General features: G+C 70.2%; 13 protein-coding genes. 4 read left to right on the forward strand and 9 right to left on the reverse strand.

Translation table 11 applies throughout. The annotated features are described in order from the left end of the window. Positions 1-622 precede the first annotated feature (622 nt). Positions 623-2356 (forward strand): trypsin-like serine peptidase, encoded by a 1734-nt coding sequence (locus tag STRTU_RS33610; protein ID WP_159748916.1) that lies wholly within the window; start codon positions 623-625, stop codon positions 2354-2356. 123 nt (positions 2357-2479) lie between these two features. Here STRTU_RS33610 and STRTU_RS33615 read toward each other — a convergent pair whose 3' ends face one another. From STRTU_RS33615 to STRTU_RS33635, 5 genes are all read right to left on the reverse strand, one after another. Continuing rightward, positions 2480-4036: a GMC family oxidoreductase gene (locus STRTU_RS33615; RefSeq protein ID WP_159748918.1), complete on the reverse strand. Its 1557-nt coding sequence runs from the start codon at positions 4034-4036 to the stop codon at positions 2480-2482. Between the two features lie 166 nt (positions 4037-4202). Further along, entirely contained in the window at positions 4203-4973 is a 771-nt protein-coding gene (locus STRTU_RS33620; RefSeq protein WP_159748920.1) for a GNAT family N-acetyltransferase, read from the reverse strand. Between the two features lie 570 nt (positions 4974-5543). Beyond that, positions 5544-5828, reverse strand: coding sequence for a hypothetical protein (locus STRTU_RS33625; protein WP_159748922.1), 285 nt, complete (start codon positions 5826-5828; stop codon positions 5544-5546). A 145-nt stretch (positions 5829-5973) separates the two neighbouring features. Then, entirely contained in the window at positions 5974-6315 is a 342-nt protein-coding gene (locus tag STRTU_RS33630) for a hypothetical protein (RefSeq protein ID WP_159748924.1), read from the reverse strand. Positions 6316-6715: 400 nt separating this feature from the next. Continuing rightward, entirely contained in the window at positions 6716-8749 is a 2034-nt protein-coding gene (locus tag STRTU_RS33635) for a SpoIIE family protein phosphatase (RefSeq protein ID WP_159749863.1), read from the reverse strand. A gap of 325 nt (positions 8750-9074) precedes the next feature. On the opposite strand from STRTU_RS33635, the gene STRTU_RS33640 reads away from it, so the two are divergent. The 3 genes from STRTU_RS33640 to STRTU_RS33650 all read left to right on the forward strand — a co-directional run bounded on the left by STRTU_RS33640 (position 9075) and on the right by STRTU_RS33650 (position 11842). Continuing rightward, positions 9075-9596: a MarR family winged helix-turn-helix transcriptional regulator gene (locus STRTU_RS33640; RefSeq protein WP_167539285.1), complete on the forward strand. Its 522-nt coding sequence runs from the start codon at positions 9075-9077 to the stop codon at positions 9594-9596. Beyond that, positions 9587-10849 (forward strand): MFS transporter, encoded by a 1263-nt coding sequence (locus STRTU_RS33645; protein ID WP_159748926.1) that lies wholly within the window; start codon positions 9587-9589, stop codon positions 10847-10849. The genes STRTU_RS33640 and STRTU_RS33645 overlap by 10 nt, the downstream gene beginning before the upstream one ends. A 264-nt stretch (positions 10850-11113) precedes the next feature. Further along, the gene (locus STRTU_RS33650; protein WP_159748928.1) at positions 11114-11842 is read left to right on the forward strand and encodes a 4'-phosphopantetheinyl transferase family protein; all 729 of its coding nucleotides are present in this window, start codon (positions 11114-11116) and stop codon (positions 11840-11842) included. Between the two features lie 68 nt (positions 11843-11910). Here the strand turns inward: STRTU_RS33650 and STRTU_RS33655 are convergent, their stop codons facing one another. The 4 genes from STRTU_RS33655 to STRTU_RS33670 form a co-directional block, all read right to left on the reverse strand. Further along, the gene (locus STRTU_RS33655) at positions 11911-14808 is read right to left on the reverse strand and encodes an ATP-binding protein (protein ID WP_159748930.1); all 2898 of its coding nucleotides are present in this window, start codon (positions 14806-14808) and stop codon (positions 11911-11913) included. Between the two features lie 499 nt (positions 14809-15307). Further along, complete coding sequence (locus tag STRTU_RS33660) at positions 15308-16054, reverse strand: helix-turn-helix transcriptional regulator (RefSeq protein ID WP_159748932.1); 747 nt, start codon at positions 16052-16054, stop codon at positions 15308-15310. Between the two features lie 481 nt (positions 16055-16535). Next, positions 16536-19313: a helix-turn-helix transcriptional regulator gene (locus STRTU_RS33665; protein WP_159748934.1), complete on the reverse strand. Its 2778-nt coding sequence runs from the start codon at positions 19311-19313 to the stop codon at positions 16536-16538. Positions 19314-19990: 677 nt separating this feature from the next. After that, on the reverse strand, positions 19991-21397 hold the full coding sequence (locus STRTU_RS33670; protein ID WP_159749867.1) for an NDP-hexose 2,3-dehydratase family protein: 1407 nt from the start codon (positions 21395-21397) through the stop codon (positions 19991-19993). Positions 21398-21400 lie beyond the last annotated feature (3 nt).

The following is a 21400-nucleotide window of genomic DNA, read 5'->3' on the forward strand; positions in this document are numbered from 1 at the left end:
TTCTTCTACTTCTGCCATTACATCCATGGGGGGCCGCGGGTGTGGAGTTGCTCATTCCGGAAGGATCACCGGTCGAAGGCTGATTGACTTTCTCTTCCCGGTATCTCGCCGACGTGCCGTCCAGCCCAGCCATTTCCAAGCGCGATGTGCGCCGAAAAGTGCGCGGCGAAGGCACTCGGCGGAAGTAACGCGATCCGGGTATTTCTTCAGGGCGGCGCGACAGTGCGGCAGCCGGCGAATTCGGCGCCGGGCGGCGGAACGGAATCGTCTCGCTGATCCGGAGGATAGTCGCCCGTCGCCCATGAGAACGCGCGAGCGTTATCGAATCCCCGGGGCGGGAATGCGTCCTCGCCCCGGTCCCTCAGCTGAACCCGGTCGTTCGTTCCGACGGACGGACGACCCCTCAACGGACAGGCTCATGAAACGAATACCTTGGGTGCGCGCCGCTGCCATCGGCGTCTGCGCCTCGATCACGCTGGCCGTTCCGGCGTTAGCCGCACAGCCCGCTACGCCGGATTCCCCGGCGGCGCCTTCCCTTGGCCCGGCGAGCCCTTCGCCTGGCCCTTCTCCCCGCCCGGCGGCGCCTTCCCCTGGTGCCCCCGCGACACCTTCCTCCGGCCCGGTGAAGCGTTCCGAGGGAGTGACACCGGAAGAGATACGCAGGGCGCAGGAGTTGGAGCGTTACTGGACGCCGGCGCGCATTGCGGCCGCTGTCCCCGTGGATGCCGTACAGGGCGGGGAGAAGGGGCAGGGCCCGCCGCTTGTTCCCGGTGCGCCGGGCCGGAGTGCGCTGTTCGCGCCGAGCCGTCCGGTCTCCTCCGGGATCCCCACCGTTGGGGTGTTCCTGATCCGTAGTGATGACGGCACGGCGACGCCCAACCAGTTCTGCACCGCGAGCGCCGTCACCTCGCCGACCAAGAGCCTGGTGCTCACCGCGGCCCACTGCTTGAAGAGCGGCAAGGCGCACCGCAATGTTGCCTTCGTGCCCGGCTATCGCGGCGGGGCCTCGCAGGCGGGTGAGCCCGGCGAGCGGCCCTACGGCCTCTTCCCGATGGAGCTGGGCAAGGCGTGGATCGACGAACGGTATCTGTCCTCGTCACCCAGCGACGATGTGGACTTCGCCGTCCTGCGCGTCGGACCGAACTCCCAGGGCCAGCTCCTGGAAGACGCCATCGGCCGCGGCAACACGCTCACCGCGGTGCCCGCCGCGAAGCTGGCCCGCAGTGAGGTGACACTCACGGGCTACCCCGGCGGCCAGAAGACCCCGCTCCAGTGCACGAACGCGACCAAGGCATTCCAGGGCCGGTTCATGGAAATCACCTGCGACGGTTTCCGTACGGGGGTCAGCGGCGGCCCGTTCCTGGAAGGCTTCGACGGCAGCCGCGGCAACCTCGTCGGCGCCATAGGCGGTTACAAAACGGGCGGGCTCAAGGACAACATTTCCTACAGCTCACAGTTCGACGGCGACGTCATCCGTCTGTACAACCAGGCGGTCTCGGACGCGGCCCCGGACACCGTCAACCCCCTCGGCGACGCCACCACTTGGCAGCACGCCACCACCGCCGTCACCGGCCGGTTCCACTCCGATTCAGTGCGCAACGACACCGGCGACCTGATCGTGCGCTGGTCCGACGGCGAAGTCTCCCTCTACCCCGGCAACCGCGCATACGGCCTGGGCAAGGACATCCAGCTCCACAAGAAGGACCCGGCCTGGGAGCAGGCGAAGGCCATGACCGCGGGCGAGTTCACCGGCAACAGCACCGACGACCTGCTCGTCCGCTGGGCCGATGGCAAACTGACCCTCTACAAGGACGTCAACGAAACCAACAAGCTCAGCAACGCGGTCCAGCTCAAGGGCCCCAACGGCACCTGGAAGCATGCCGAGGCCGTCACCGCCGGCCGGTTCGGCGGCGGCAACACGCGCCGTGACGACCTCGTGGTGCGCTGGTCCGACGCCGAGATGACGCTCTACACCAACGTGGACGGCCGGGGCCTGCACGCCGAGAAGCAGCTGGCGAAAGCCAAGAACAAGACCTGGTCACACGCCCGCGACAGCGCCGCGGGGAACTTCGCGACGGCGGCCGGCGACCAGGATCTGTTCGTCCGCTGGTCTGACGGCGAAGTGACCGTGTACGAGAACCTCGCCGCCAAGGGCTTCAAGGCCGAACACCCGCTCCGCCCCGCGAAGTCCGCATGGCGCGACGCCGGCCCGGTGACCGCCGGCGCCTTCGGCGGCGGCACCCGCCAGGACGACCTGATCGCGCTCTGGCCCGGCGGCAAGCTCGTCCTGTACGGCGACACCACGGACAAGGCCCTGGGCCGCGAACGCCTGCTGGTTCCCGCGCGGGTCAGCTGAACCTTCACGTCACGCCGCCCATGCATGCCTTCCGGTCCAGCCCGTGCGGAACCGGAAGGCATGCCCCGGGTCAGGCCGGAGCCGGGAGGGCACCGCGTCAGGCCGGTGCCGCGAGGCCGCACATCAGGCCGGTGCCGGGACGCCGCGGATCAGATCCGCCGCCTTCTCCGCGATCATGATGGTGGGCGCATTGGTATTGCCCCGCACCACCGTCGGCATCACCGAGGCGTCCACCACGCGCAGGCCGCTGACACCGTGCACCTGGAGCCGGGAGTCCACCACGGGGCCGATCGAGCAGCTGCCCGCCGGGTGGTAGAGGGTCTGCAACTCGCGCCGGGCGAACTCCAGCAGCCCGGCCTCGTCCGTCGCGCGCGGGACGCGGAAGTCGGCGCGGCGGTGCTTGCGCAGACTGGGCCGGTCGGCGATGTCCAGCAGCAGCCGCAGCGCCCGTACGGCCGTGCCGCGATCCTCCTCCGTGCCCAGGTAGTTGTGCAGGATGTGCGGCTTGGCGCTGGGAATCGCCGACCGCAGCGAGACCTTGCCCCGGCTGGTGGGGGCGACCAGCGCCGCGCCGAACATGAAGGCATGGTCGGTGACCGGGCTGATGCCCTCCTCGTGGAACATCACCGGAGTGGCGTGCACCTGGATGTCGGGCGCGTCCAGCCCCTCGCGGGTGCGGTGGAAGCCGCCGGCCTCACCGACGTTGGAGCTCAGCGGGCCACGGCCCTCGGCCTCCAGCAGACGCACATTGTCCGGCGTCCGGGCCGTAAAAAGCGATTCGGTGTCGGTCAGGTAGGAGAGGCCGATATGCGGGTGGTCCTGGAGGTTCTCGCCCACCGGGAGATCCACCCGCGGTGTGATGCCGAGGGCCGTCAGTTCATCGGCCACCCCGATACCGGACAGCATGAGCAGCTGCGGCGAGTTGTACGCCCCGGCCGACAGCACCACCTCCCGCTCGGCCCGCCGCTCCAGCAGCTCACCGCCCCGCTCCAGCTCGACCCCGGACGCCCGGCCGCCCTCGAACAGCACCCGGGTGCACTGGGCGCCGGTGAGCACCTCAAGGTTCGGCCGGTCCAGGGCAGGCCGCAGATAGGCCGCGGCCGTACTGCAGCGCATACCGTCGCGCTGCGTCAGGTGGTAGTAACCGACGCCGTCCTGTTCCGGACCGTTGAAATCAGCGGTATACGGGTGGCCGGCCTCCTGGGCGGCCGCCACGTAGGCAGCCATCAGCGGATTCCGCGAGCGGCCCTCGCTGACGGTCAGCGGCCCGCCGGTCCCGTGCCACGGCGAGCTCTCCCCTCGGAAGTCCTCGGCGCGCAGGAAGTAGGGGAGGACGTCGTCCCAGCCCCACTGCTCGGCGCCGGCGGCGGCCCAGGCGTCGTAGTCGCGGCGGTTGCCCCGGATGTAGATCATCGCGTTCATCGACGACGATCCGCCGAGCATCCGGCCCCGGGGCAGGAACCGGCGCCGGCCGTCCAGCCCCGGTTCGCACTCGCTGAGGTAGCTCCAGTCGTACTTCGTCTGGAACAGCTTGCTGAAGGCGGCCGGTACGTGGATCTCCTGTGCATCGTCCACCGGCCCGGCCTCGATGAGGAGCACACGGAGGTGCTCGTCCTCGGTGAGCCGGGCCGCCAGCACACATCCGGCCGACCCGGCACCCACGATGATGTAGTCGTACACCTCTACCCCTCACGCAGCGCTCTTGGGACCACTCCACCCAAGTCGCCGCGCGGGTCCGCTCCCACCGGGAATCCAGCCAACATCAGGCCCGGGGGGGCGGGGCAGCCGTGTTCACGCTCATCACGAGCCGTCGGCACCGACGGCCCGGCAACGGCCCGGCACTCCCTCAGGGGCGTCCCGGCGTGGCGATCCGCGCGGAGACGCACGGGTCCTCGTTGCGGTATCCCAGGCGGGTGTAGAGCCGTTCGGCTGGGGCGTTGTCGGCGAGCTGCCACAGCGTGCAGAACCCGTGGCGGCGTACGGCGTACCGGGTCAGCCACGAGGTCAGCGCCGCGCCGAGCCCCTGCCCACGCAGGCGCGCATCCGTCGCGACCGACGCCATCAGCGGCGCCCCGCTGTCCCGCAGACTGCTCAGCGCGCCGCAGGCCACCAGCCGTCCGTCCGTGTCGCGGATACCGGTCCACAGGCTGACGCCGGAGGAGCCGGGGCCGGTCGAATGGGCGGGGCTGTGCTCGTTGAGGAAGGCGAGCAGCTCCCCGTGGTGCGACTCGTCCAGCTCGATCACCCGCTCCTCGGCCGGGTGGACGGGCGGTTCCTCCAGCGTCCACCGGAAAACCCACTCGACGACATCGCTGAGCGCCAGATGCCGGCCGACCAGCGCATCGGTGCCCCGGGGGCCGGTGAACTCCGTTACCCCGTCGGGGTGTTCATGCGCGGCACGGAGGACGAGCCCGGCGACGGAAACCGCTTCGCCGACGCTCCACAGATGTCCGCGGGCGTCGTCGAGCCAGGCAGCGGCACCGTCGCCGGACCAGCTGATCCGTTCGGCCGAGCGTCGTCGCGCCGCGCCGAAACGCAGCAGGGCGGCGCCGGACTGGCGCTCCAGACCCTGTCGGAACAGGTCTGCGGTCCGCGGAGGAAGAGTCGTTGCCTGCATCGCTCTCTCGGGAAGGACGTAACGGGAGGGCGACGGCCCGGACACGCGCAGGGCGCAGCCGGAACCGACCGTCTGGGATGTGGGGGGAGTCCCGGCTGGGGCAGCGCAGGCGGCGCGCCCGGCTGACCGGGGAACCCACTGTTGCACATCGCCCCTGGCCGGAGGCAAATCCGGGGTCCGGGCAGCGAAAATGTGCCGGGAGTTGCGCGGCGAGCCACCGGGGAATGGCCCCGCCGACCGGCACCGTTCACCGTTGACCGGGGGTCGGGCGGTGGAGCGGGCTACGGAGCGCGTCCGCGAGCGCCTGCCCTCCAGGGGCGCGGCCGGTGGGGAGACCGACGCGGAGACCGGTGGGGAGACCGTCCGCCGGGGAAGACGTGGTGTTGATCACGGGGGAGGGGTGGCGTTGATCACGAAGCGGCCGGTGTGACCCCCGCCCACGGCACCAGCGGTCCTGGCGCAGGCCCGCCACCAGGGACAACACACCTAGGGCGGGCCGATCGGATCCGGGGGACGGGAGCGAAGCAGGGGGCTCGGGGGATGGGCCTGGTTACGGCTGATCACACCGAGTCAGTCGGACGGCCCCTGATCGGTGCGGGTCAGGTTCGCGATGTGGGCGCGGTAGGCAGTGACTTCGGCCTCGGTGAGTGCCAGGCGGCCGGGGCCGGGCTGGTCGGCCGGAAGCTCGGTGGACTGCACGGCGGCCCGGTACATAGGGCCGGGCAGGTTCAGCAACAGCTGTCCTTGCTCGGCGGTTTCGATCACCAGCCAGGAGTCGGCGTTGTCGTTGTCGACATCGGTGACTCCGATGGTGCTGATGGCGGTCACGGTCAGAACTGGCGGTATTTCGGTCATGCCACCTCCCTATCAGCCGTCGCGGGCCACGGCGAATCAGAGCGGTGGGGGTGGGCTCCCCGATCGGAGAACCCACCCCCACAGCGCAACGAGGGGCCGGCCGGCACCCGGTCACCAGCCTGTTGTGCCCGGCCTGGCCCCGCCCTCAGCGCAGGAGGTCGGCCAGCGCACCGCCGCCGGTGTGCACCCCGCCGGACGGCCGGTGGTGGTCCCGCCAGTGGTGGTCGCGCTTGTGGTGGTCGCGCTTGTGGTGGTCGCGCTTGCGGTGGTCCTTCTTGCGGTGGTCCTTCTTGTGGTGGTCCCGCTTGTGATGGTCCCGCTTGTGGTGTCCGTGCTTGCACCTGTCGTGATCGTGGTCGGAGCTGCTTGACGCGACATGGTCCGTCGTGTGGCCCTCGACGGCGGACATGGCGGTCGCGGCGGGAGCGGTGACCGCGAACATCGCGGTGATAACGGCTGAGGCGAACAGAGTGCGGGCAGTGCGCATGGACATGTTCCTTTCGGCCTGCTGCGAAGGGCGACACCTTGTCGGCCTTCTGTGGCGCAGTAGTGATATGACACGCAGCCAGTTGCATTGTCACGGCGCACCACTAGCGACCATCACATCAGGGCGAATAATTGAGCTTTATGGGTGGCGTGAGCGCAGGAAAGGGCATGAGCATGACGGCCGAGGGAGCGGCCCCTGGTTGGACGCCGTAAGGGGTGAACGATTACGTCATGCCGCATTCGTCCGGTGGGTTAGTGGGCCACTTCGCGCCATTGCGATCAACTCGCGGAACATTGCGGCGGTGAATTGATCAATATGTTCAGGTGAGATATCGCTATCGGGCAAGAATTCCCCGCGGGATATTCATATTCGGACAATGGGTGTCCGTAGAGCTATGAAATCAGGGCCTGAAAGGTTCGGTGACGGCGATCAGCAGGGCGACATCATCCGGGTCGTCGGGACGCCGCAGCTCGCGGAGGAGTCGGTCGCAGGTTTCTTCCAGTGAACGGTCGGGGGCGTCCAGCAGGCGGAGCAGGGTGTCGAGGCGTTCGTCGAGGGAGTGGTGGCGGGTTTCCACCAATCCGTCGGTGTAGAGGACCAGTTGGTCGCCGGGGTCGAGGGCGAAGGTGATGGTTTCGAAGGGGACGCCGCCCACGCCGAGGGGTGTGCCGGTGGGCAGGTCGAGGAACTCGGGAGGCTTGCCGCTGCGTACGAGGGCGGGCGGCAGATGGCCGGCGGTGGCGATATGCAATGCGGCGTGGTGGGGGTCGTAGGTGGCGTAGACGCAGGTGGCGATGTAGTGCTCCAGCCCTGAAGTGATCTTGTCGAGGTGCTCAAGGACCTGGGCGGGGTCGAGATCGAGGTCGGCGAAGGCGCTGGTGGCGGTGCGCAGCCGGCCCATGGTGGCGGCGGCGTCGATGCCACTGCCCATGACATCGCCCACGACGAGGCCGGTCTTGTCGCCGTCGAGCGGAAGGACGTCGTACCAGTCGCCGCCGATCTCGTAGGTGGCCTGCGCCGGCCGGTACCGGGAAGCGATCTCCAGACCGGGACGGTGCGGCGGGTGATCGGGAAGCAGGCTGCGTTGCAGGGTCTCGGCGGCGTTGCGCACGGTCTGGTGCGAGCGGGCGTTGTCGATGCATACGGCGGCACGGGAGGCCAGCTCGGCCGCGAGGGCGAGATCATCGTCGTCGAACGGGGGCGAGTTGCGTGCGCGGATAAGTCCCAGCACGCCGAGGATCTGGCCGCGGGCGGTGAGCGGGGCCAAGAGGTAGGAGTGCACGCCGGCGCGGGCCAGCAAGATGGCGGCGTGGTCGTCGCGGGCGATGCGCGTCAGGTCGTGGGCATTGGCGTGGGGTACGAGGATCGGGCGGCCGGTGCGCACACATTGGGTGGCCAGGCGGTCGGTGTCGTAGGCGGCGAGATGACCGGGAGGATCGGCGGCCTGGACGGCTTCGGTGGGGTAGGCGGCCTTGACCGCGAGGGCACGGAAGAGCGCCGTGCCGTCGTCGGGGGTGGGGCGGTGCCCGTCCAGGACGGAGTCGAGGACATCGACCGTCACCACGTCGGCGAGCTCGGGAACGGTGACCTCGGCGAGTTCCCGTGCGGTCTGCCCCACCTCCAGCGTGGTGCCGATACGGGCGGAGCCGTCGGCGATCAGGGCCAGACGCTGCCGGGACTGGGCGGCCTCCCTGGCCGCCTCGTGCCGGTCGGTGACGTCCACGACCAGGTCGGCCACGCCCAGTACACGCCCCTGGGGGTCCTCCAGCCGGTACAGCGAGATCGACCAGGCGTGCTCGTGGTCCGGGTCGGAGGGGGTACGGCCGACGACCGTGGTCTGGTCGACCATGGGAGTCCCGGTCCTGAGGACCTCCCGCATCGCGGCCTCGGGCACTTCGAACTTCGCGGCGGTCATGATCTCGCGGTAGTGCCGCCCGAGGTGATCTTTCGCGGGTATGCCGTGCATCCGCTCCAGAGCGGGGTTGACGGCCACGTACCGCAATTCGGTGTCGAGCATCGCCAGCCCGATGGGGGACTGTGAGATCAGCCGGGTGGACAGGGCGACATCCCGCTCCACCTCGCGGAGCGTCGAGGAGTCGGTGGCGAGCCCGAGGGCGTAGAAGTCGCCGTGGTCATCCATGAGCCGCATATTGCGCAGCTCCACCAGCCGTACGCTGCCGTCCTTGTGCCGGACGGGGAAGGTGCCGCTCCAGCTGCGGCCGGTCTCCATGACCCCGGCGAACCGTCCGATCACCAGATCCCAGTGCTCCTGGTGTACGAGCAGGGGCGCCGCGTACCGCCCGAGCGCTTCCTCGGCGGTGTAGCCGTACAGGTCCTCGGCTTGTGGGCTCCACAGCACGATCCGCCCATCGGCGTCCAGCAGGACGGCGGCCACACCGAGGAGGTCCATCAGCCCGCTCGGCTGTGGCGGCATTCCCTCCGGCTCGCCGGCCTCCGCCGGACGCCCGTCGGTTGCGCTCACCCGGGCACTCCTTCCACCCGACGGACCACATGGGCTGCGCCTCGCTCTCGGCTGCCCCTCGCTCAGGTCCGTGGCCTGTCCACCTCTCGCTGGCTGTGGCCCTCTCCTTCGCTGGTGAGTGCTTCGGCTTCCATCGTCCACCAGGAGTGCCCGGCCGCACACCCCGTCCTGGAGGGGCATGGGCGCCCCGTGCTGTCGGAGCCCGGCCGTCGCAGGCCGAAAGGCACCCCTCAGGACGTATGACAGCACTTATATAAGTACTGTTACGATGCCGCACATGGCCGAGGACGACCCCACACCCGACCCCACCGACTCCTCCGATCCCACCGACCAGAGCCTGTGGCGGCCCCTGCGGCTGCTACAGGCATCGATGGACGCGGACATCGCCCGGATCTACGCCGAGAAACGGATCACCGGGCTCAAGCCGAGCTTCGTCATGGAGCTGCTCCGGCTTCATGCCCGTGGACCGATGACCATCACCGAACTGGCCGAGTCGGTCGGCCGGACGCACTCCGCGCTCAGCCAGAAGGTGGCCGCGATGCGCGCGGCCGGATGGGTGGAGACCGTGGCGGGCGACGATGCGCGCAGCAAGAAGGTGACGCTTACGGAGCAGGCCCGTGGCATCCTCGGACGGCTGGCCGCGGAGTGGCGCGCCACCGAGGCGGCCGTGGCCGAGATCGAGGCCGAGCTGCCCTATCCGCTGACCCGGGTCGTCACCGACATCGAACAACTCCTCGCGCACAAGAGCTTCCACGACCGGATCGTCGAGAAGCTGGCCGAGGACCCCGCATGGGAGTGAGGCGGGGAGTGCGGCACGCCCTGCTCGATGTGGCTCCGCTGCGGCAGTCGGCACCGTTCCGGCGGCTGTGGCTCGGCCAGACGCTCTCCCGGCTCGGCAGCCAGATGACGCTGGTCGCCGTGATGTTCCAGGTCTGGCAGACGACGAACAGCACCGTCTGGACCGGGGCCGTCGGGCTGGCCCAGGCCGTTCCCCTCATCGGGCTCGGACTCTTCGCCGGGACGGTCGTCGACCGCGTGGACCGGCGGAAGTTCTATCTGATCACGACCACCGGCCAGTTCGGCTGCGCGTGCGTGCTCGCCCTGCAAGGCATCCTCGGACACTTCCCGACCCCGGCGGTGCTGCTCCTGGTCGCGGTGCAGTCCTGCTTCACGGCCGGCGGCGGTCCGGTGTCACGCACCTTCATTCCACGGCTGCTGCCGGAGCAACAGCGCGCAGCCGGGCTGGCGTTGAACCGGATCTCCTTCCAGGGCGCCATGCTGACGGGCCCGGTACTCGGCGGGCTGACCCTGGGCGGGCTGGGCGTCGGCGGCTGCTACCTGATCGATGCGCTCACCTTCGCCGCCGCGTTCCACGGTGCCTTCGGTCTGCCACGGATGAGCCCCGGCGCGGACCAGGCCCGGCCCGGACTGCGCGGCGTCGCCGACGGTCTGGCCTTCCTTGTCCGCACGCCCGTCATCCGCGGAGCCCTCCTCACGGATCTGGCCACCACCGTGCTCTCGATGCCGATCAGCCTGTTCCCGCAGGTCAACGCGGAACGCTTCGGCAACGACCCCCGTACGCTCGGGCTCTTCCTGGCCGCCGTGGCAGCCGGTGGGGTCATCGCCTCGCTCTTCGCCGGGAGCTTCACCCGGCGCTCCCGCCCCGGTCTCGTCATGCTCGGCGGATCGGCCACCTGGGGCGCGGCCCTCGCACTGTTCGGCCTGTCCGCCGACCCCTGGGCCGGTCTGGCCTTTCTGGTCCTGGCGGGCGCCGCCGACACCGTGTCCGTCGTGTCCCGCAGCACCCTCGTGCAGCTGCACACCCCCGACGAGCTGCTCGGCCGGGTCGGCGCCGCGGAACAAATCGTCGGCCAGGCCGGCCCGGACCTCGGCAATCTGCGCGGTGGCCTCGTAGCGGACGCCACCTCGGGCACGGCAGCACTCGTCAGCGGCGGCTTGCTGTGTATCGGCGCCGTGGCCCTGGTCGGCATGACCACCCCGGGCTTGCGCTGGTTCTCCGCACCGTCGCTGCGCGGGGCGGCGGCCGGATAGTCGTGGAGCGGCAGTTACGGGAGTTGGCCAGGGGCAGGGCGAGCGTCCGGTGGCGCAAAGTGCCCGCTCCCGGGGCTGGAGATGACCGCCGGCAGGGCGAAAGTCTGGTCATTTCCCCGGGACTAAAGGTGGGGCGTTCTCTGGGGTGGTTCTGTTCGGGGCGCGCGCTCTAATGTCGGGCCCTGCGGCGGCGCCGGGCGGTACTGGTCCGCGCTGACGTCCAGGGAAGCATGCCCGCACACGAGCAGGGGACAGGAGACCGTGATGATGGACGAGTTACTGCCGGAGACGGTCTCCGCGGCGGAACTCTTCGGCGAAGCGTCGGCCGGGGCGCTGCTGGCCGAGGAGGAGTCCGTCGTCCGTCACGCGGTCGACAAGCGCAAGCGCGAGTTCGCGGCGGGGCGTTGGTGTGCCCGCCGGGCCATGGCCGAACTCGGTTTGCCGCCGGTGGCGATACTGCCGGGAGCGCGCGGGGAGCCGTGCTGGCCGGCCGGCCTCGTCGGTGGCCTCACCCACTGCGAGGGGTACGCCGCCGCGGTCGTCGCACGCTCCACGGAGGTGCTCGCGCTGGGCATCGACGCCGAGCCGGCGCAGCCGCTGCCGGACGGGGTGCTGGAAGCCGTGGCACTGCCCGCGGAACGCGCCGGACTTCCCCAAAATGCTTACGGTGCACCGCCGTTGCCCTGGGACCGGATGCTGTTCAGCGCCAAGGAATCCGTGTACAAGGCGTGGTTCCCGATGACCGGGCGTCCGCTGGGATTCGAGGACGCGCATATCTCCTTCGATCCGGACGACGGGACTTTCAGTGCGCGGCTGCTGGTTCCCGGATGGCGGCTCGGCGATGCGGAACTGACCGTATTCCAGGGCCGCTGGGCCGTGCGGGCGGGTCTGGTGATGACCACGGTCGCCGTCCCCGTCGCCCAAGCCGTCCACGCGGTCCAGGGGGAGCGGGCGGGCGCGGCGCCCGGTGCCCCGGCGACGGCAGCGCCGTGACCGGTCCCCGCCGCACCGCGCCCCGCGGCACACCCCCGAGAACCCCTATGGCCGGTATGGCCAGGACGTCACTTCGCGGCCCGTTCGGACTCGAAGACCCGCCCCAGGCTTCGCCGGCCCGACACCCCGACCTTGCGGTACACGGAGGTCAGATGCTGCTCGACGGTCCGCTGGGTCACGAACAACTCCTCGGCGATCTCCCGGTTGGTGCCACCGGCGACGGCCATCCGTGCCACCTGGGCCTCGCTCGGGGTCAGCGACTCCACACCGCTCGATGTGGCCCTGCGGGGACGCGCCCCGGTGGCCAGCAGCGCGTCATTGGCCTGGGCACGGAGCGGTTCGGCGCCGAGCGAGTACGCGAGATCGAGCCCTTGGCGCAGCGCCTCCCGTGCGGCTTCGGTGTGTCCGCACGCATGGAGGGTGGAGCCGTAGTCGACCAGCGTACGAGCCCGTTCGAGCCGGGCCGGAGAGCCTTCGAGGGCGGACAGCGCCTCCTCCAGCACGCCCAGCTTCCGTGCACCGGTCTCCGTCGTGGCGAGCAGCCGCAGACCGGTGCCGAGCGCATCGGTCAGCTTCCCCTGACGGGCTCGTTCCACGGCGTCCTCCGCGAGCTCCCGGGCAGCCGCCGGGGCGCCGAGGGCGAGGTGCGCACGGCCCGTCCAGAACCACCAGGACGACACGGCAGGACTCGTCCGCGTCCACCGGTGCTCCCGTCGCCCGGCCTCCAGGAGGTCCGCCAGCGCGCCCTTCGGATCCTGGTGGGCGAGGCGCAACCGTCCCCGCGCGCACAGAAACTCGTTCCACTGCCAGGTGTCCAGGCTCGTCGCGGAGAAGTCCTGCGCGGCTGCCGCATCGGCGCCGGCGAGATCACCGGAGTCGATCAGCGCATGGATCCGGGTCGCGATGGGCAGCGCCAGCGTGCGGCCCCAGTGGCGGGGCGGCACCACTTTCAGCGCCGACCGGGTGGCCGCCAGCACCTCCGGCAGCGCGCCCAGCCGGTACTGCGCCTCGGCTCGCAGCGCCTGGCACAGGCCGTACAGCACCAGCTGCTGGTTCTGCCGGGTGATGTCCATGACGCGTTGATAGGCGGCGTCCGCCTCGTCCGGCAGTCCCGCATACAGCAGCGCCGTCGCCGCCGTGGTCAGGAAGAACGGCGAGTCGACCCCGGGCACGCTGCTCTCCAGCACCCGGCGGGCCGCGGCGGCCGACTCCTGCGCCCGGACCGCGCGCACCGAGCACAGGCCGGCCCCCGCGGCGATCAGCGCCCGCTCACCAGGAGTGTTACCGGGCCGGCTGATGTCGAACGGATACTCCTCCAGGGTCACCCCGAGGCTCGTCAGGTCCTCGGCCGACGCCATCAGCCGCTGGCCCTCCAGACGGCGCTGCAGATCGGCGTCGCGGACCGTCGGTGCCTGCTCGGCGAGCAACCGCACCGCCTGGAGGGACTGTCCGCAGCGCACCAGACCGCTGGCCAGCGAGCTGAGCAGGCGGAAGCGCTGAGGTGGCTCCCGCACATAGGCCAGCGCCGCCTGCAGATGCCGGACACTGGCCTGCGGGTCCACGGCGGCCTCGGCCAGGCCCAGCTCCATGAGGACCGACTTGTCCTCGGGCAGCTGTCCTTCCTCCGGCGTCTGCCCGTCCTCGGGCAGGCAGTGCCGCAGCAGCTCCACCGCCAGTGCCGGGGCGCCGCGGAACGACGCCTCCCGGGCCGCCTCGCGCAGCACGGTCACCGCCCAGTTCTCGGTGACCGGCCGGGTGGTCATCAGCAGATGGCCGGCCACCTGCTCGGCGCGCGCCCCCGCGTCCAGCAGCAGCCGGGCGGCGTGCCGGTGTGCCTTGCCGAGTTCCTCGGGCGGCAGCTCCGCCACGATGACTTCCCTGATCAGCCCGTGATTGAAGGACCATCCGCGGCCGTCGTCGACCTCGGAGACCAGGCCGTTGGAGCGCAGCGCACGCATCGCGGTGATATGCGTCGCATCGTCCAGCCCGGCCAGCCGTGCGCACACCTCCGTCAGTGCGCCATCGCCCAGGACGGCCAGTGCGCGGGCCGCCGCCGTGGCGGACTCGGGCTGTCGCTGCAGGACGGACCGGACCGCTTCGTGGAAGAAGGGACCGTCGTGCGCGGTGACGTACGGCAGGTCGTCGACGGTCGGCATCCGGCCGCCGAGCCACAGCACGGTCAGCAGGGAGTGGACCAGCAGGGGATTGCCGCCGGTGATCGCCAGGCAGGCTTCATGGAACCCCTCGTCCGCCCCGTGGCCGAAGACGGTCTGCACCAGATGGCCGACCCCTTCGCCGGTCAGCGGACCGGGGCGCAGCACCCGGCAGACCGGCTGGCCCGCGATATCGCCGAGGAGGGCGGCGTCCGTCGCCTTGTCGCCGGTGCGCTGGGACAGCACCAGCAGCACGGGAAGGCCCTCGATACGGCGCGCGAGATGGGTCAGAAAGCGCAGGGACGCCATGTCGGCGCAGTGTGCGTCGTCGACCACGATCGCCAGCGGGGTCTCCGCCGCCAGGTTGCTGGTGAACCGGTACAGCCCGTGGAACACGGCGTACGCCATGTCCTCGGTGGCGATCAGGTCGTCGCTCAGCCGCAGCTCACCGCTGAGTGCCTGCGCGGCGCTACGGCCACCGCAGCCCAGCAGCCGCGTGAGCCGTGGTTCGTCGAAGGTGGTCAGCAGCGGTTCGAAGAGCTGGCGCACGACGCCGAATGCGAAGTCACGCTCCAGAGCGTCGCCGCGGGCCGTCAGCACACGCGGACCGTCGGCAGGGAGCGCGGAGACCAGCCGCTCCAGCAGCAGACTCTTCCCGATGCCGACGGTGCCCTCCAGGAGGGCGATACCACCTGATCCGGCGCGGGCGTCCTGGGCGAGAGCCAGGAGGGACGCCATCTCCTCCTCCCGGTTGACGAGCCGCAACCGGTCCCGCCGGCATTCGAACGCGTCGGTGTGTATCCCGTCGGTCATCGGGAGTCTCCTCTGCCCGCACTTGCACCCTGCACGGTCGTGCCGGGAGGTCCGCCGCGGGGTGGGACACAGCATAGGGGCGGCTGCTGTCCGTCGGCTGTGGGCCGTCGGACGGTCCGTTCCCGCGCGGGCTCCGCGTGGTGCGCGGTGACGCCCGCGCGCGGGAGAGTGCTGCCTGCCCATACCTGTGCCCCTTGGCCCCGTAGGGACGTTTTCTCCAGTTTCTCCTATATGCACTCACCGGAGGCAGCCGGGGGTGCCCGGGAGGTGAAGCGTCGGCGAGGAGATCCCCCGGGGCAGGGGGCGTGGTGTGTGTCTGCGGGAACTAACGCCCCATCAACTGGACATGGCGAGGTGTGTGGTTCGCGTGCATCAGCTGCGCACAAGGCGACACCGGACCCGTGAGGACTGAGGAGGAAGCCATCCTCACGGAGCCGGCGTGTTTCAGGGCGGCCGCGCGGTGGCCGACCTGCGGAATACTGACGGCCGTTCTGCAGACCTAGGAGGCCCGGGACTTCGGCATTACCGGGGCGGTCCGTACGCCGGGGACGGCCGTACGTGCACGCGGTGCCGGTGCGGTGGCCTCGGGGCGGGTGGCCGCGGAGCGCCGCCGGGGTGTCTCCGTACGGCGGCCGCGGCCGCGCCGGTTGTCGGCGTCCTTCACGAACTCGGGGAGGACCCGGGGCGGCCAACTGCCGATGGTGAGTATCCCCATGGAGTGGGCGCGGGCGACCAGCGCGGCACGGTTGGGGGCCTTGAGCCGACGCAGCATCAGACCGACGTGATACTCCACTCCCTGCCGGCTCAGGTAGAGCCGCGTGGCCAGCTGCACCGTGGAGGCGCCGCTGGCGACACCTTCGAGGATCTGTGCGTCGAGCCGGCTGAGCAGCTGCCTGCGCCCGGCCGGTGCGTCCTCCTGGCCGGTGAGCGAGGCCGCCGAGTCGTCGTCGGGCCGGACGACCACGACGAACGACGGAGCCGGCGACGAATCGCTCCGCACGGCTATGCCGGTCAGTTCGCCGGAGAACGGCACTTCCTCGCCCCGGATCCCCACCATCCGTTCGACGAATCGGGCCCGCTGCCCCTCGGCAAGGCGGGCGAAGTGCCGGTTCAGCAGCCCGGGAGAGCTGGGGTGCAGAAGCGAGTAGAGACTGCGGCCGCATGCCTCGGCAGAGTCCTGGTCGAACAGCCGGAAGAACTCCGCGTCGGCGGCCATGATTGCCAGCGACTCATCGAGGCTCGCCATACAGGACTGGTGGTGCTCAAGCGGGCGTCTTCCGGCCCCGAGGGCGGGCTGGTCGGTCGCGCGCGGCGGGTGAAGGGCGTGGGGGGTTGCCGACGGTGGCATCGCGTCGGCGTGGTGCTGGGATGTCAAGGTGGCTACCGTCTTTCTGCGGTCGACGCACCGGAGAATCCGACCCGTCGAATCAGGCATCGGTCGTCTTCGCTCCATCGGTCCGTGGGGCGAAGTGCCTTTAAATGCATTGGAATTCCGCTGCTCAGAGCGTAGGAACGCGGCATCCGGGGAGTCAACGCGACATGTGGCAAATGGCAAAACATTGTGGTGTCTCGGTACGGTGGTTCGGTATCAATACGGTGCGGTAGCAATAACTCTTCGTAAGGGCCTGATTGTTGAGAGGGGCCGACGCCGCCATGCGACGTCGGCCCCTACGGCAAAGAGGAGAGCGGGCAGATCAGTAAGGAGCCGCCGCACCGGGCGATGTGGGCTACCGGTCGAGTTCCTGCAATGCGGCAGTCAGATGCACTCGCCCCGGAATTGACATCTTCCGGTAACAATTCGTCAGATGCTTTTCCACGGCGCGACACGTGATGTTCAGCTCTTTCGCGATCGTCTGGTTCGTCATTCCCGAGGTGGCTAGTTCGGCGACCTTCCGCTCCGCGCGGGTCAGTTGACCGCGAGCGGCCTCCCGGTCCGGCGGCGCCTCGGCCAGCAGCTCCTCCGCCCGCCGGGCCAGCCAGGGGAGCTCACAGTCGACCGCCTCCGCGTGGGCCTGGCGCAGCGCCGCGCGGCCACGGCCGTCGGCCGGGCCGAGGCGCGCGCCGAGATCCAGCAGGGCCTGGCACAGCTCGAAGCGGTTGGCCGACAGATGCAGCACATCCACGGCCTCCGTCAGCACCTCGGTGCTGCTCGGGCCCTCGATCATGTGGCTGTACACGCGCAGCGCCCGGCCCAGCGGCCCCGGCGCCCCCCAGGCACGGGCCCGCTCCACCTCCAGCTCACTCAGCTCCCTGGCCTGCTTGCGCTCCCCGAGGTAGAGGTGCAGAAACGCGGCGGCCGAGGCCCAGGGGAGCAGCGCCGGGTTGAGCCAACCGCACTGCTCAAGGCGCCGTCCCGCGTCGAGGAAGTAGCCCAGAGCGGTGTGCAGTTCGCCCTTCTTCGCCTGCCCCTTCAGCATGGCCAGCCCCGACCACACATACGGATCCTCCTGCGCCCGGTACTTGACAGCGAGCAGCCGGTCGGCGAGCTGGTCGTCCCTGGTGAGGATCGCGCAGGTGGCAAGGGTCATCGACGAGACGGTGAACGCCTCATCGTGCTCCGCCCCGGCCAGTTCGAAGGCGGCGAGCGCCTGCTTCTTGCCCGCCGTCAGACGGCCCCGGGCCATCGAGACCAGCGCCCGCTCGGTGCCGATCAGCGCCTGCTCCACGGGCGTCTGCCGTCCCACCGCGTTCTCCTGGACCGCGTCCAGCCAGGAACTCAGCGTCTCGACGTCGTCCGCGGCCACAAGACTGGCCGTCACCAGCGGCAACGTGGTGTGTACATGCGTGGGCAGCGCCGGCTCGCGCTCCAGGATGCGGTTCCCCAGCTGTGCCACCTCATGGGCAGGCAGGGCGTTGGAGAAGGTGGCGGCACCGAGCAGCGGGGCGAGCAGTTCCCGCTCGGCCACCGTGCCGGTCTTCGGCTCGGGCCCCAGACCGACGAGGCGGGCCACGGAACCGGCCAGCTTCTCCGGATCCGACAGCGTCGACTGCCGGATGCGGGCCTCCAGGCGCAGCGCCAGCTCCCGCTCCGGCCCCCGCAGCCGGTCCTCGGGCCCCAGTGCGTCCGCCGTCTCCTGCAGCAGCTCGTGGACGGGCAGCAGGGTCGACGCGAACGCGCTGGGCGCCAGCCGCACCACGGCGCGGGCACGCCGTACGGGACCGTCGCACAGCAAAGCGGCCTGGGAGATATGCCGCACGGCCGCGTACGGCGCGAAGCTGCGTTCCGACGTGGCCAGATCGACCAGCAGTTCCGCCCGTTCACTGTCCGGCAAGCTGCCCATCAACGCCCTTCGCAGATAGCGTGCGGCGACCTCGGGTGCGCCCCTGCCCTGGGCGGTGCCGGCCGCGGCGCGCAGCACCTGGGTGGCCAATGGGTAGGTCGGTGCGGTGAGCGCCATCAGATGCTCCGCCACCTGCTCGGCCGGGCGGCCGGCCCGGTGCAGCAACTCGGCCGCCAGCGCATGCATGGCGGTCCGCTCCTCCAGGGGGATGCCCTCCGCCACAGTTCCCTGCACGAGAGCGTGGACATACCGGGGGCGCTCGGTGCCGCTCGTCAGGCCGAGCGCCGTCAGCTTCGTCAGGGCATGGTCCCGTCCCGTGGAGTCCACCTCGCCCAGCTCGCTCAGCAGCTCCGGGCTCGACTCGTCCCCGAGCACGGCCATGGCGCGGGCTACCCTCCTGACGTGCTCCGCCTGCGGGTCCAGGCGCAGCAGCAGCCGCTGTTGCAGGGTGGCGGGCCGGAGCGCGGCGGCGGCCTCCGCGTGGTCCGCGACGGGCCGGAGGTCCCGGCGCACCGCATCCGCCAGCAGGCAGTGGAGGAACAGGGGATTGCCGCCGGTCGCCTGGTGGCAGGCCGCGGCGAACGCCTCGTCCGGCGCTTCGCCGTAGTACTGGTGGATCAGTGTGGGGGTGTCCTGCTGAGTGAGGTTCCCCGGGCGCAGGATGTGCGTGGCACGTTCGACGACACCCTGGACCGCCGGATGTCCGGCAAGGCCGTCGCCGTCGCGGACGGCACACACCAGCATGACCGGCAGGTCGGCCAGCCGTCGGCTCAGGTGACGCAGCCACTGGAGGCTGGCCAGGTCCGCCCACTGCAGCTCATCGACGACGATCAGCACGGGCTGGTCGCGGGCCATGTCCTCGATGACTGAGGTGAGGCTGTCCAGTACGGGCTCGGCCGGCCGTTCGCCGACGGGGCGGCCGGCGTCGAGCGCGCTGCGCGCACGGTTCGCGACCGCGGCACATCGCGCCATCGCCGTAGGCGAAGCGTCCCGCAGCGCCGGTTCCAGGAGCTGGCGGGCCGCCCCGAGGGAGAAGCCCCGTTCCATCGGGGCCGCGCTCACCCGCAGATGCTGGGCATTCCGAGCCGCGGGGAGGGCACAGATGCCGTCGAGAAGCGCTGATTTACCGACCCCCAACGGACCGCTGACCAGTACCAGCGCGCCTTCCCCGGTTCCCAGGGCGGTGGCTGCGAGGTCGAGTTCCACCTCGCGGTCCAGCAACATCAGGTTCAAGTCCCTTCAGACCGCGAACTGCTTTTGCCCCGGTATGTGCCGAGGGTCTCGCGCACAGTGCGGGCAAGCGGGGTGCGGTGCCGGGGTCGCCCGACCGCACCGCTGTCGGTTTCGGCGCACAGCGCGCGTACCGCTACGGACATACCGCCGTGGGTGGCACCGGCGGAGGGCAGGAAGCGCGGAAATCCGGCGGGGCAGTGCGGTCGAGGCAGCCTGTCGGTTTCTGTTGCTTTCGCCGAGCGCCCGGCGTGTATTGCGGCGAGCTGGTTTTGTGGTGTTCCTGTCAGCGCTCCCCCCAACGGCTGTGTGTTTCACAGGAATTTCGTCGTTCGCTGTGCTCAAGGTTGCCACATCGTTTCTCTGCTTCCCGCTCAGGGGCACTTCACACGGTGCCGGGCGGCGCGGGAAGAGTGGCCCTCGCCGATCCCGGAAGGGGGAAAGGGGAATACTCGGCGGTAGCACCTGCGGCGAAAGGAATTTTGCGGCGCAGGTGGCCGTCATCAACAATTCTTCGCGGGAGTTGGGGTTTGGTGGGGCTGTCGCTCATCGTCGGACCCCGGGTGGGCAGAGAACCGGACCAACGGCCTGAGGTGCCCGGCTGAACGTCCTGACGTACGTCGGGGCGGGCCCGTTCTGCGCCCCCGGTGGTGAGCGCGAGCCCCTCCCGGCTACGGCAGCGCCCGCATCCCCGCGACCAAGGTCCGAGCCTGCACATTCAGGTGGTGACTGTATTTCAGCAGCTCATTGACCTGAGGGAGCGTCACCCACCGGAAATCCTCCGGCGCCTCGGTCGGGAAGTCCTCGTCCACCTCGATGATCAGATACCGGCTGCGGGCATGCTGGAAGCGACCGCCCTCCTCCGACAGCACGGCATCGAACAGCGTCCGCTCCGGACGGCGGTCCAGCACGACATCGAGATACCGGGGACGCTGCCCGCTGGGAAGATGGTCATAGCTCTCCGGAGTGCACTGCACGGTGGGCCCCAGCTCCACCACATCCAGGAACCCCGGCTCCACCCGTGCGCTCAGCAGCGCATGCGAGACCCCGCCGATCCGCTTCACCAGCAGCGCGGCTATCCCCAGCCCATGCGGTTCGAGCAGCGGCTGCGACCACGCCGGGACCTCACGCCGGTGCGAGCTGACATCGACGGCGACGATACTGAAGAACAGCCCGCTCTCATGCGAGATCGCCTCGTCGGAGCGGTGCCAGCCCGCCGCCTCGCGCAGCGGCCACGGCTCGGCGGTGATCTCGTGCCGGGCCCGTCGCGTCGTGATCCAGCTGCGGATCTCCGTATCGGAGTGCAGGCCGGCATTGCGCGTCGAGGAACCCGCCCGCCAGTCGGGGATGCAGGACAGCACCGTACGGGCATCCATGTTCACCAGATCGGGATGGCGCAGCAGCCCACCGAGCTGGCCCAGCGTGACCCAGCAGAAGTCCTCGCCCGCCTCGACCTCCGGGCCCACCTCGACCACCATGTTGCGGTTGCGCTTCCGGAAGAACCACGACCCCTGCTCGGACTGGAGCACATCGGCCAGCACCCGGCTCGGATCAGGGTCGATGAAGCAGTCCATGTAGGGCACAGCGGAACCGCCGTGCACCCGGGTGTAGTTGCTCTTCGTGGCCTGCACCGTGGGGGAGAGCTGCACCCCGTTGAGGTTCCCCGGCTCCGGCTTGGCCTGCATCAGACAGTGCAGTACCCCGTCGATCTCACGGACCGCGATGCCCAGCACACCGATCTCCGGCTGGTGGATGATCGGCTGGCACCACTCGCGGACCGGCCCGTAGTCGGAGCGGACCCGCAGGCCCTCGACGGAGAAGAAACGCCCGCTGTCATGCCGCAGGTTCCCGGTGCCGGGAGCGAAGTTCCAACCCCGCAGATCCCCCAGGGGTATCCGGCTGACCTGGAGCGCATGGGTGCGCTGCCGCTCCTCGAACCATGCGTGGAACGCCTCATTGCTCATCACCCCGCCCTCGGTGGCGAGCGCGGACGCGGCCAGCCGGGCCGGCAGCGCCCGCCCCCGCCGGGAAGACACTGTGGAGCCGGACGAGTACAACGGCTCCACTGTGCTGTCCATCTG

This window comes from Streptomyces tubercidicus (genome assembly GCF_027497495.1).
GTDB classification, from domain to species: domain Bacteria; phylum Actinomycetota; class Actinomycetes; order Streptomycetales; family Streptomycetaceae; genus Streptomyces; species Streptomyces tubercidicus.

Excerpts from the sequence above, each read along its gene's own strand:
- STRTU_RS33620 (WP_159748920.1), bottom strand. The coding sequence starts at position 4,973 with ATGCAGGCAACGACTCTTCCTCCGCGGACCGCAGACCTGTTCCGACAG.
- STRTU_RS33625 (WP_159748922.1), bottom strand. The coding sequence starts at position 5,828 with ATGACCGAAATACCGCCAGTTCTGACCGTGACCGCCATCAGCACCATC.
- STRTU_RS33630 (WP_159748924.1), bottom strand. The coding sequence starts at position 6,315 with ATGCGCACTGCCCGCACTCTGTTCGCCTCAGCCGTTATCACCGCGATG.
- STRTU_RS33635 (WP_159749863.1), bottom strand. The coding sequence starts at position 8,749 with ATGCCGCCACAGCCGAGCGGGCTGATGGACCTCCTCGGTGTGGCCGCC.
- STRTU_RS33640 (WP_167539285.1), top strand. The coding sequence starts at position 9,075 with ATGGCCGAGGACGACCCCACACCCGACCCCACCGACTCCTCCGATCCC.
- STRTU_RS33645 (WP_159748926.1), top strand. The coding sequence starts at position 9,587 with ATGGGAGTGAGGCGGGGAGTGCGGCACGCCCTGCTCGATGTGGCTCCG.
- STRTU_RS33650 (WP_159748928.1), top strand. The coding sequence starts at position 11,114 with ATGATGGACGAGTTACTGCCGGAGACGGTCTCCGCGGCGGAACTCTTC.
- STRTU_RS33655 (WP_159748930.1), bottom strand. The coding sequence starts at position 14,808 with ATGACCGACGGGATACACACCGACGCGTTCGAATGCCGGCGGGACCGG.
- STRTU_RS33660 (WP_159748932.1), bottom strand. The coding sequence starts at position 16,054 with ATGGCGAGCCTCGATGAGTCGCTGGCAATCATGGCCGCCGACGCGGAG.
- STRTU_RS33665 (WP_159748934.1), bottom strand. The coding sequence starts at position 19,313 with ATGTTGCTGGACCGCGAGGTGGAACTCGACCTCGCAGCCACCGCCCTG.
- STRTU_RS33670 (WP_159749867.1), bottom strand. The coding sequence starts at position 21,397 with ATGGACAGCACAGTGGAGCCGTTGTACTCGTCCGGCTCCACAGTGTCT.